Genomic DNA, 9,843 nt, shown 5'->3' with positions numbered 1-9,843 from the left:
CGCGGGCGGGAAGCGCCAACCCGCCACGGCTTCCATCCCACCGCGGTCCAGGTCCCGCGACCCGCTGCGCCCCCCGAGCGCCACGCCGGCGGGCGAGCCACTGGCATCCACCTCCACGCGCACCACCACCGTGCCGCGATCGCCCCGGCGCAATGCGGCCGGCGGATAGTTCGGCGGCGGCGACTGGCCCGGGATCGGCAGGGGGCGATCACCCGGCGCCAGCGCGCCGACCGTCGCGCCCGCTCCCGTGGCACCGCAGGGCGCGCCGACCGCCGCGCTGGCGCCGGGTGATCGCCCCCTGCCGATCCCGGGCCAGTCGCCGCCGCCGAACTATCCGCCGGCCGCATTGCGCCGGGGCGATCGCGGCACGGTGGTGGTGCGCGTGGAGGTGGATGCCAGTGGCTCGCCCGCCGGCGTGGCGCTCGTGGAGCGCAGCGGTTCGCGTGACCTGGACCGCGCTGCGATGGAAGCCGTGCGCGGTTGGCGCTTCCAGCCCGCGCAGCGCGATGGCCAGGCCGTGGCCGGCGCACTCGAAATTCCCTTCGATTTCAAACCCGCTCAGTAAGCTGAACCCCGGCCGCCCCGCGGCCGGCGCGTTCACTCCAGGCTGACACCCCTGCCGTCGTTTTCGGCCAAGACTGCCCCCGTCCCAACAGACGAAGGAGCCAGATCATGTCCACGACGTCGACGCATACCCAGCATTTCCGCGAGCAGCCGGCCGTCGGTGCCGAACCGAACGAGCGCGGCGCCTCGCCGTTCCTGTGGGCGCTGCTGATCCTCGCGCTGGTCGCCCTGCCGGCCTGGTGGTGGATCCGCAACAGCCAGCAGACGATCACCACGCCGGTCACCACGAGCAGCGAAACCGCCAACACCGCGCAGCCGCTTCCGGAAGCGGCCAACCAGCGCCCGGCCACGATGGTGCGCCATGAGGCCGCGCCGAAGGCCGCCGCCGTGGTGCGCAACCGCGATGCGCGCCCGCTGGCCTCCAACCCGGTGCCGGCCTACCCGGCCCGCGCCCTGCGCTCGGGCGTGGAAGGCAGCGTGACCGCTCGCCTGCAGGTCGATGCCAATGGCCGCGTCAGCGACGCGCAGATCGTCGAGCGCACCGGTGCCCGTGATCGCGACCTGGATCGTGCCGTGCTGAACACCGTGCGCGATTGGCGCTTCGAGCCGGCCCTGCGCAACGGCCGCGCCGTGGCGACCACCGTGCAGCTGCCGGTGGATTTCCACACCGCGCAGCAGTAACGCGGAACCCTCGTCCTGCGCGTCGCTCAGGCGGCGCGCAGGGCGAAACCGGCCGACCGCGCCAGCGTGTCGAAGCCGGGGAACGAGGTGGCGACGTTGGCGATGTCGTCGATCACCACCTCGCCGCTGGCCAGCTGGCCGGCAATCGCGAACGCCATCGCGATGCGATGGTCGCCATGGCTGTCGATGCGGCCGCCGCCAATGGCGCCGCCGTGGATCGTCGCACCATCCGGCGTTTCGTTCACCGTCACCCCCAGCGTGCGCAGGCCATGGGCCATCGCGCCGAGGCGGTCGGATTCCTTCACCCGCAGCTCCGCCGCGCCGCTCACCACCGTCTGGCCCTGCGCGGCGGCGGCGGCCACGAACAGCGCCGGGAATTCGTCGATCATGTCCGGCACCACGTCTTCCGGAATCACCGCGCCACGCAGCGCGGCGTAGCGCACGCGCAGGTCGGCCACCGGCTCGCCGCCGTGTTCGCCCGGGTTCTCTTCGCGGATATCCGCGCCCATGAGGCGCAGCGCGGTGAGCAGGCCCGTGCGGCGCGGGTTCAAGCCCACTGCGCGCAGTACGACTTCCGAGCCGGGAATGATGCTCGCCGCGACGATGTAGAACGCGGCCGAGGAGAAATCCGCCGGCACGGCGATGTCGGTCGCGCGCAGGCGCTGGCCACCACGCAGGCGCGCCCTGCCCGGCGAGAATTCAATGTCCACGCCGAACGCGGAGAGCATGCGCTCCGTGTAGTCGCGGGTCGGGTGCGGCTCGGTCACCGAGGTCTCGCCCTGCGCGTACAGGCCGGCCAGCAGTACGGCGGATTTGACCTGCGCGCTGGCGACCGGCGAGACGAAATCGATGCCCTGCAGCGGCTGCCCACCGTGGATGCGCAGCGGCGGGGTGCCGTCTTCCTCGGTGTCGATGCGCGCGCCCATCTGCGACAACGGCCCGGTGACGCGGCGCATCGGCCGGCGCGAGAGCGACTCATCGCCGACCAGCACGCTGTCGAACGGCTGCGCGGCCAGCAGGCCGGCCAGCAGGCGCATGCCGGTGCCGGCATTGCCGCAATCCAGCTCGCCTTCGGGCGCGCGCAGGCCATCGACGCCCACGCCATGCACGATGCGCTGCGAGGCGGACGGCGTTTCGATGCGCACGCCGAGGCGGGAGAAGATCGCCGCGGTCGAACGGGTGTCCTCGCCTTCGAGGAAGCCGTCGATGCGCGAGACGCCATCGGCGAGCGCGGCGAACATCACCGCGCGGTGCGAAACCGACTTGTCCCCGGGGATGGCCAGCGTGCCCTGCAGCGGGGTGCCCTGGCTGGCGATCCAGCTCTGTTTAGCGCTCATGTGTTTCCTGTTGCGTGATTCGTGAGGGGCGATCAGGGAATGGCGACCGGGTAGGACCCGAGCACCTTCACCTGCGCCGAATGCGCGACCAGTTCGGCCAGCGCCTGCTTCATCGCCTCGTCCTCGACGTGGCCGGCGAGGTCGATGAAGAAACCGTATTCCCACTTGGCCTGGTGCGAAGGCCGCGACTCGATGCGGTTCATGCTGATGCCATGCCGCGCGAACGGGCTGAGCACGTCGAACAGCGCGCCGGGCTTGTCATGGATGAACACCAGGATCGAGGTGCGGTCGTGGCCGGACGGCGGGAAGATCTTGCGGCCGATCACCAGGAAGCGGGTGGTGTTGTCGTCGTCGTCCTCGATGGACTTCATGATGACCTTCTTCAGGCCATACACGTGCGCGGCGCTTTCCCCGCCGATGGCCGCGGCGTCCTCGGCATTGCGCGCGCGGCGTGCGCCTTCGGCGTTGGAGGAGACCGGAATCTTCTCGGCCTTCGGCAGGTTGGAGCGCAGCCAGCCGGCGGTCTGCGCGAAGGATTGCGGGTGCGCGTAGATGCGCTCGATATCGTCCAGCCGCCCACTGCGCGAGAGCAGGTACTGGTGCACGCGCAGCTCGACTTCGCCGCAGATCTTCAGGTTGGAGGTGAGGAACATGTCCAGCGTGACCTGGATGGTGCCCTGCCCCGAGTTTTCCACCGGCACCACGCCGAAATCGGCGTTGCCCGCTTCCACTTCCTGGAACACCTCCTCGATGCTGGCCATCGGCTGGCCCACCGCCGAGCGGCCGAAGTGCTTGAGCACGGCCTGCTGGCTGAAGGTGCCCTCCGGGCCGAGGTAGCCGATCTTCAACGGCTCCTGCTGCGCCAGGCAGGCGGACATGATTTCGCGGAAGACGTGCACCAGCACTTCATCGCTGAGCGGCCCTTCGTTGCGGTCCACCACCATGCGCAGCACCTGCGCCTCGCGCTCGGGGCGGTAATAGTCCACCGCGGCGGCGAGCTTGCCCTTGGCCTTGCCGACCTGGTGGGCGAACTGCGCACGCTCGGCGATCAGCGACTGGATGCTGCGGTCGATCGCGTCGATCTTCGCGCGCACGTCGGCCAGCGCGGGCGGCGGCGCGGCGACGGCCGGAACGGCGGGAGACTTGCGTGCCGCCGGCTTGGCGGTCTTCTTCGGCTTGGCGGCCATGGGATCGGGTTTCCTGTTGCGAATGCGGGGGACTCAGCCGTGGCGCTGGGCGAAGTCGTGCATGAAATCGACCAGCGCCTGCGCGCCAGCCACCGGCATGGCGTTGTAGAGCGAGGCGCGGATGCCGCCGACGGCCTTGTGGCCCTTCAGCGCGAGCAGGCCGGCGGCCTTGGATTCGCTGACGAACAGCGCATCCAGGCGCTCGTCCGGCAGGAAGAATGGAATGTTCATCCGCGAGCGCACGCCCGGGGCGACTTCGTTGCGGTAGTAGCCGCCGGAGCCGTCGATGGCGCCATACACCAGGCGCGCCTTCTCGGCATTGCGGCGGGCGAATTCGGCCACGCCGCCTTCGTCGAGCATCCACTTCACGGTCAGGCCGAGCAGGTACCAGTTCCAGGTCGGCGGCGTGTTGAGCATGGAGTCGCGTGCGGCATGCGAGGCGTAGTTGAAGATGTCCGCGCGCGGCTGGCCGGCACGCGCGAGCAGGTCGCGGCGCACGATCACCACCGAAATGCCGACCGGGCCCAGGTTCTTCTGCGCGCCAGCGTAGATCAGGCCGTAGCGCGAGACGTCGAGCGGCTCGGAGGCGATGGAGGAGCTGAAATCGGCGAACAGCGGCACCTCGCCCACGTCGGGCGTGTCGCGGAATTCGATGCCGTGGATGGTCTCGTTCGCGGTGATGTGCACGTAGGCCGCGTCGGGCGACAGCTGCCACTGCGCGCGCGGCGGGATGTCGCGAAAGCCGCCGGGCTCGCCGTCGGCGGCGATGTGCACGTTGACGTAGGGCTTGGCCTGCTTGATGGCCGTCTTGCCCCAGTGGCCGGTGACGACCACGTCCACGGTCTGCCCGGGCGAAGCGAAGTTCAGCGGCAGCAGCGCCTGCTGGGTGGTGGCGCCGCCAGCCAGGAACAGCACGGCGTAGTCATCGGGGATCGACAGCAGCTGGCGCAGGTCGGCTTCGGCGCGCTCGGCCAGGGCGATGAAGTCCGCGCTGCGGTGGCTGATTTCCACCACCGAAGCACCCACGCCGTTCCATTCCAACATCTCCGCCTGTGCCTGGCGCAACACCGACTCGGGCAGGGTCGCCGGGCCGGCACTGAAATTGAACGCGCGGGTCATGTCACACCTTGATCGAAACAGTTCCGTAGTATGCCGCAGCGCACCAGCGTTGACAGGCCGCGCGGAAAGTTGCATTTGCATCGATTCGCGAGGGCCCGGCGGTTGCGGTGGAAACTTCCCGCCCACCGGTGCAGTCTGAGCCGACAAGTCCTTTCCAGCAGGCAGGTCCATGTCGATACGCGATGCCCTCCGCATTCCCGCCCGCGAGATCACCGACGAGGCGGTCTACCGTGACCGCCGCCGCCTGCTGCAGGCGCTGGCGCTCGGCCCGGCGCTGGGGCTTTCCGGCTGCGCCGATGCCGATCCCCCGCCGCCGCCCAAGGTCACCATCACGCCGGAACAGGCGCGGCGGGGCTTTCGCACCGACGAAACCCTGACCCGCTACGAGGACGTCACCAGCTACAACAACTTCTACGAGTTCGGCACCGGCAAGACCGATCCCTCGCGCGCGCCGAAGACCCTGCGCACGCGGCCGTGGTCGGTGCAGGTGGGCGGCGAATGCGCCAAGCCCGGCACGCTGGACCTGGACGACCTGCTCAAGGGCCTCACTCCCGAAGAGCGCGTGTACCGGCTGCGCTGCGTGGAAGGCTGGTCGATGGTGATTCCGTGGACCGGCGTGCCGCTGGCCGACGTGCTCAAGCGCTTCGAGCCCAACGCCAAGGCCAAGTATGTGGCCTTCACCACGCTGGCCGACCCGCAGCAGATGCCCGGCATCGCCTATCGCTCGATCGAATGGCCGTACAAGGAAGGCCTGCGCATCGACGAGGCCATGCACCCGCTCGCCTTCCTGGCCACCGGCCTGTACGGCAAGCCGCTGCCGCAGCAGAACGGCGCGCCGCTGCGGCTGGTGGTGCCGTGGAAGTACGGCTTCAAGAGCATCAAGTCGATCGTGGAGATCCGCTTCGTCGAGCGCATGCCGGAAACCGCCTGGCACGAACTGCAGCCGCACGAGTACGGCTTCTTCTCCAACGTCAATCCGGCCGTCGACCACCCGCGCTGGAGCCAGAAGACCGAGCGGCGCATATCCGGCACCGCCAGCAAGCTGTTCGCCGAGCGCATCCCCACCCTGCCCTTCAATGGTTACGCCGCGCAGGTGGCTTCGCTGTACGCCGGCATGGACCTCAAGAAATGGTTCTGAGCCCGGCGGCCCCGCCGCGCCGTCCCGCCCCGGTGCGTCGCGCCAGCGCCGGCATCATCCTCGCCAAGACGCTCGTGCACCTGGCCGCGCTGGCGCCGCTGGCGCTGCTGGCGTGGCAGTTCTGGCAGGTGTGGCAGACCGGCAGCGACGCCCTCGGCGCCGACCCGGTGGCCGAGATCGAACACCGTACCGGCCTGTGGGCGCTGCGGCTGCTGATGGTCACGCTGGCGATCACCCCGCTGCGCCAGCTCACCGGCCAGGCCGTGCTGATCCGCTTCCGGCGCATGCTCGGGCTGTACGCGTTCTTCTACGCGACGGTGCACCTGGGTACTTATCTGGCGCTGGACCTGCGCGGCTACTGGACGCAGATCTTCGAGGAAATCGCCAAGCGCCCCTACATCACCGTGGGTTTCCTGGCCTGGCTGCTGCTGGTGCCGCTGGCGATTACCTCGACGCAGGGCTGGATTCGCCGGCTCAAGCGCAACTGGGGCCGGCTGCACAAGCTGATCTATGCGATCGGCGTGCTGGCCGTGCTGCATTTCTGGTGGCTGGTGAAGTCCGATATCCGCGAGCCGGCGACTTACGCGGCGATCCTCGCGGTATTGCTGGGCTGGCGCGCCTGGAAGGCGATCAGCGCGCGCCGAACCACAGCAGCGCGCTCAGCGCCGCGGCCAGCAGCGCCGCGCTGAGCAGCAGCCAGGGCCAACGGCTCACGCGCGCCCGCGGCGGTGCGTCGGCATCGGCCGCCGCGCGGCGCGGGCTGGCCGGTTCGGGCAGCGGCTCGCTTTCCACCAGCGCCGGCTGCACCGGCACTTCGAGCACGAAGCGGTGCTGGCCATCGAATACCAGCTGGTCGCCGGGCTGTAGCCAGCAGTCGCGCACCGGCAGGCCGTTGACCACGCTGCCATCGTGCGACCCCAGGTCGCGCAGCAGTACGCGCTCGCCGTGGGGTTCCAGCCGCGCATGGCGCGCCGGGAAAGCGGCGTCGTCGATCAGGATGTCCGCGCCCGGATCGCTGCCGACCAGCCGCGCCTGTTCCAGGGTGAAGCTGCGGCCGTGATGCCGCCCGCCGACCCCGCGCAGCAGGACCTGCGCATCGCCGGGCAGCGGCTCGGTGCCAGCCGCCGGAATCCGTGACTGCGGGGCCAGGCCGGCACGCAGCACCATCTCCACGCCATCGGCGTAGACCGCATCGCCGCCACGCAGCAGCGCCATGCGCCGCACCGGGCGACCATTGACATGGATGCCGCGCACGCCATTGGCGACCTGCAGCCACAGGCCGCGACGATCCAGGCAGAACTGCGCCAGCAGCAAAGCGCCCTGGGTGTCGTCGACCAGCCGCACGCTGCCGGAGGCATGGCGCACGATCCGGTGGACGCCGGGCTTGAGCGGATGGTCCGGCTGCTGCCGGTGGGTGAAGTGGACTTGCAGTTCGCGCACGCGGCGCAGCCTAGCAGGTTGCCCCGGCCCGCAGATAGCCGGGACTTGGAGCGCGGCGGCGGCAACGCCACAATGCGCGCCTTTCCCGCTGCACCGGAGCCGTGCATGTCCCAGATCGATATCCGCCACGAACATGGCAAGACCCCCGAGCAGGCGCGCGTGGCCATCGAGGAAGCCGCCGCCAAGCTGTCCGAGCGCTTCGGCATGCGTTCGCAGTGGCAGGGCGACACCCTCCAGTTCAACGGCAGCGGCGTGGACGGCGCCATCCAGCTGGTGCCGGGCGCGGTGCGCGTGACCGCCACGCTGGGGTTCCTGCTCTCGGCGATGAAGGGCATGGTGGAAGCGGAGATCCGTCGCGTGCTGGCGGACAAGCTGGGTTAAGCCCGGCGCCCGCGACTTCACCCGACCGATGCAGGGCCGTCGCTAGGCTGGCCGCATCCGTCGCCGCATGAGGAGTCGATCATGGCCAGTGCACAACCGAACGGGCATCGCAGCCGCCGTCGCGGGGGCAGCGCGCCGGACGACGACAGCACCGAGGGCTTCCAGGCCCAGGCCGAACAATGGTCGCGCCGCCTGGGAACCTCCGCGCAGAACATCTGGTGGGCGGGCCTGGGCGCGCTGCAACGGGCGCAGGCCGAGGGCAGCCGGTTGTTCGACAGCCTCGTGCAGGAAGGCGCCGAGGTCGAACGCGAAGGCCGCCGGCGTACCGAGGAACAGGTGGACGAGGTGCGCGACGAGGTGCGCAGCCGTTTCGACGAGGCGCGCGACAGCGCCGCCGCCGGCTGGGGCCGCATTGAGCGCGCCTTCGACGACCGCCTGCGCAGCGCCCTGCGCCGGCTCGATGTGCCGGAACGGGAGGAGCTGGACGCACTGCGCCGGCAGGTCTCCCAGCTGCGCAACCAGGTATCGCGGCTGAGCGCCGCCGAGCGCGTCGCGCGCGGGCCGGTCGAACCGGACACCGACGTGGACTGAAACGGGCGCGGCGGGCCGGAATTGTTGCAAAGCAGCATCAACTTGCCGACAATCCAGACAGCCCGCCAGTCCATCCAGAACGCCGTTTGCTTCCCTCCCCTTTCGGCTTCGGACTGGCGGGCTTCTTGTATCCGCCAACGGACGCCGCTCCGATGAAAGCCGGCCTTATGATCGCCCGAGAGATGCCGATATAGACTGCGGCGTCATGGCCTCGTTCCATCTTCGGGTACTCAATGTTTTCCTGGATTCTCGCTTTGCTGTTGGCCATCGTGGTCTGGAGCGCCGTCACCGTGTACCTGTGGTGGGTGCGCCGGCGGCGGGATGAAACACGCGCCGGCCTGGCCGCGCTGGCCAGCCTGCACTGGCGCGAATTCTCCGAGATCATCCGCCGTGCACTGAACGACGCGCGCGGCTGGCACATGGTCGCCCAGCCCGACGAGGACAGCACCCCGCGCAGCGATTTCCTGATGCGCGGCGAGGAAGGCGCGCCGTGGATGGTGTCCTGCAAGCACGGGCGCGCCTACCGCATCGGCGCGGCGGCGGTGAACGAGCTGGGCACCGCGCTGCGGCTGGCCGGCGCGCAGGGCGGCGTGTTGATCACTGAAGGCATCGTCGAACGCGAAGGCCTGGCCGCGGCCGAACGCCAGCACGTGGAAATCCTCGACGGCCGGCGCATCTGGCCGATGCTCAAGCCCTATCTCGCCGCCGAGACGGAAAACCGCATCGTGCAGGCGGCGCGCCGGCGCGCGCAGCGGCATACCGGCATCGCCGCGCTGGCCTCGCTGACGCTGGGGTTGATGGTGGGCCTGGGGTATCTCTCGTCCCATCCTCCCGTCGCCGACACGCCCGCCGTCGCCGCTGCGCCGGCAGCCCCCGCAGTCACCCCGAAAACCCCGCCGGCACCGGCGCCGGATGCGGCCCCCGCGGAGCCTGCCGCGCAGGCGCTGGCACCGCCAGATCCCGATCCCGCGATGCTGGATCGCTACCAGGCTGCCGTATCGCGCGCACTGGCGCAGACGCCCGGCATCACTCGCGGCATCTGGCAGACGCGCCTGACGCTGGTCGTGGACCGGCAAGTCGATGATGGAACCGCCTGGCCGCTGATCTGCCGCGAAGTGGAGCGCTACCCGGTGCTGCGTACCGTGCGCATCCAGCTCAACCCGCGCCCCGGCGTGGCCGAGCCCGTGCGCTGGCGCCAGTGCAGCACGATCTGAAGTGGCCCGGGGCGGTCGATGGCATCGCCCCGAAACCCTGCACGCGCAATGCAATACACAAACTGTCAACAATCGGGTATAAGCTGTCTTCCCGATGGAGACAGACACTTACACACGTGATCTGATCGACACCGGAGTCGACCCGACGCCGGTTCCCGAGGCATCCCTCGCGGCTTTCCCTCGAACCGTGC

11 protein-coding genes and 1 pseudogene are annotated in these 9,843 nt (G+C 69.9%); 7 read left to right on the top strand and 5 right to left on the bottom strand.

What is annotated here, in order from left to right; translation table 11 throughout:
- A partial coding sequence (locus ARC20_RS18905; RefSeq protein WP_484600324.1) for an energy transducer TonB occupies positions 1 to 123 on the bottom strand: 123 nt, incomplete at its 3' end.
- 97 nt (positions 124 to 220) lie between these two features.
- On the opposite strand from ARC20_RS18905, the pseudogene ARC20_RS11480 reads away from it, so the two are divergent.
- Both ARC20_RS11480 and ARC20_RS11475 read left to right on the top strand, forming a co-directional pair.
- Positions 221 to 565, top strand: a pseudogene (locus ARC20_RS11480) (energy transducer TonB); the annotation flags it as partial.
- Between the two features lie 107 nt (positions 566 to 672).
- Positions 673 to 1,245, top strand: a complete 573-nt coding sequence (locus ARC20_RS11475) for an energy transducer TonB (RefSeq protein ID WP_057647213.1) — start codon at positions 673 to 675, stop codon at positions 1,243 to 1,245.
- 26 nt (positions 1,246 to 1,271) lie between these two features.
- Here the strand turns inward: ARC20_RS11475 and aroA are convergent, their stop codons facing one another.
- Genes aroA through serC form a run of 3 tightly spaced genes read right to left on the bottom strand, consistent with a single transcriptional unit; the run spans position 1,272 to position 4,888 of the window.
- Complete coding sequence (aroA, locus tag ARC20_RS11470) at positions 1,272 to 2,582, bottom strand: 3-phosphoshikimate 1-carboxyvinyltransferase (protein WP_057647211.1); 1,311 nt, start codon at positions 2,580 to 2,582, stop codon at positions 1,272 to 1,274.
- Positions 2,583 to 2,614: 32 nt separating this feature from the next.
- The gene (pheA, locus tag ARC20_RS11465; RefSeq protein ID WP_057647209.1) at positions 2,615 to 3,769 is read right to left on the bottom strand and encodes a prephenate dehydratase; all 1,155 of its coding nucleotides are present in this window, start codon (positions 3,767 to 3,769) and stop codon (positions 2,615 to 2,617) included.
- 33 nt (positions 3,770 to 3,802) lie between these two features.
- Entirely contained in the window at positions 3,803 to 4,888 is a 1,086-nt protein-coding gene (serC, locus tag ARC20_RS11460; RefSeq protein WP_057647207.1) for a phosphoserine transaminase, read from the bottom strand.
- A 169-nt stretch (positions 4,889 to 5,057) separates the two neighbouring features.
- On the opposite strand from serC, the gene msrP reads away from it, so the two are divergent.
- Together msrP and msrQ are read left to right on the top strand one after the other, a co-directional pair.
- Positions 5,058 to 6,026 carry a protein-methionine-sulfoxide reductase catalytic subunit MsrP gene (msrP, locus tag ARC20_RS11455; RefSeq protein ID WP_057647205.1) on the top strand — a complete coding sequence of 323 codons (969 nt, stop codon included), beginning with the start codon at positions 5,058 to 5,060 and terminating at the stop codon, positions 6,024 to 6,026.
- Between the two features lie 53 nt (positions 6,027 to 6,079).
- Complete coding sequence (gene msrQ, locus ARC20_RS11450) at positions 6,080 to 6,715, top strand: protein-methionine-sulfoxide reductase heme-binding subunit MsrQ (protein WP_237642575.1); 636 nt, start codon at positions 6,080 to 6,082, stop codon at positions 6,713 to 6,715.
- Here msrQ and ARC20_RS11445 read toward each other — a convergent pair.
- A complete protein-coding gene (locus ARC20_RS11445) occupies positions 6,657 to 7,466 on the bottom strand; it encodes an FHA domain-containing protein (protein ID WP_057647202.1) in 810 nt (269 codons plus the stop codon). The two genes, msrQ and ARC20_RS11445, sit on opposite strands and share 59 nt — an antisense overlap.
- A 105-nt stretch (positions 7,467 to 7,571) precedes the next feature.
- Between ARC20_RS11445 and ARC20_RS11440 the strand changes: the two genes are divergently transcribed.
- The 3 genes from ARC20_RS11440 to ARC20_RS11430 all read left to right on the top strand — a co-directional run bounded on the left by ARC20_RS11440 (position 7,572) and on the right by ARC20_RS11430 (position 9,652).
- On the top strand, positions 7,572 to 7,847 hold the full coding sequence (locus ARC20_RS11440) for a polyhydroxyalkanoic acid system family protein (protein WP_057647200.1): 276 nt from the start codon (positions 7,572 to 7,574) through the stop codon (positions 7,845 to 7,847).
- 81 nt (positions 7,848 to 7,928) lie between these two features.
- Positions 7,929 to 8,438 carry a phasin family protein gene (locus ARC20_RS11435; RefSeq protein ID WP_057647198.1) on the top strand — a complete coding sequence of 170 codons (510 nt, stop codon included), beginning with the start codon at positions 7,929 to 7,931 and terminating at the stop codon, positions 8,436 to 8,438.
- A 233-nt stretch (positions 8,439 to 8,671) separates the two neighbouring features.
- Positions 8,672 to 9,652 carry a restriction endonuclease gene (locus tag ARC20_RS11430; RefSeq protein WP_057647195.1) on the top strand — a complete coding sequence of 327 codons (981 nt, stop codon included), beginning with the start codon at positions 8,672 to 8,674 and terminating at the stop codon, positions 9,650 to 9,652.
- Positions 9,653 to 9,843: the final 191 nt, after the last annotated feature.

It is taken from the genome of Stenotrophomonas panacihumi (assembly GCF_001431645.1).
GTDB lineage: Bacteria > Pseudomonadota > Gammaproteobacteria > Xanthomonadales > Xanthomonadaceae > Stenotrophomonas_A > Stenotrophomonas_A panacihumi.
Note: the sequence above shows the minus strand (reverse complement) of the source record. Positions and strands in the feature narration are given on the sequence as shown.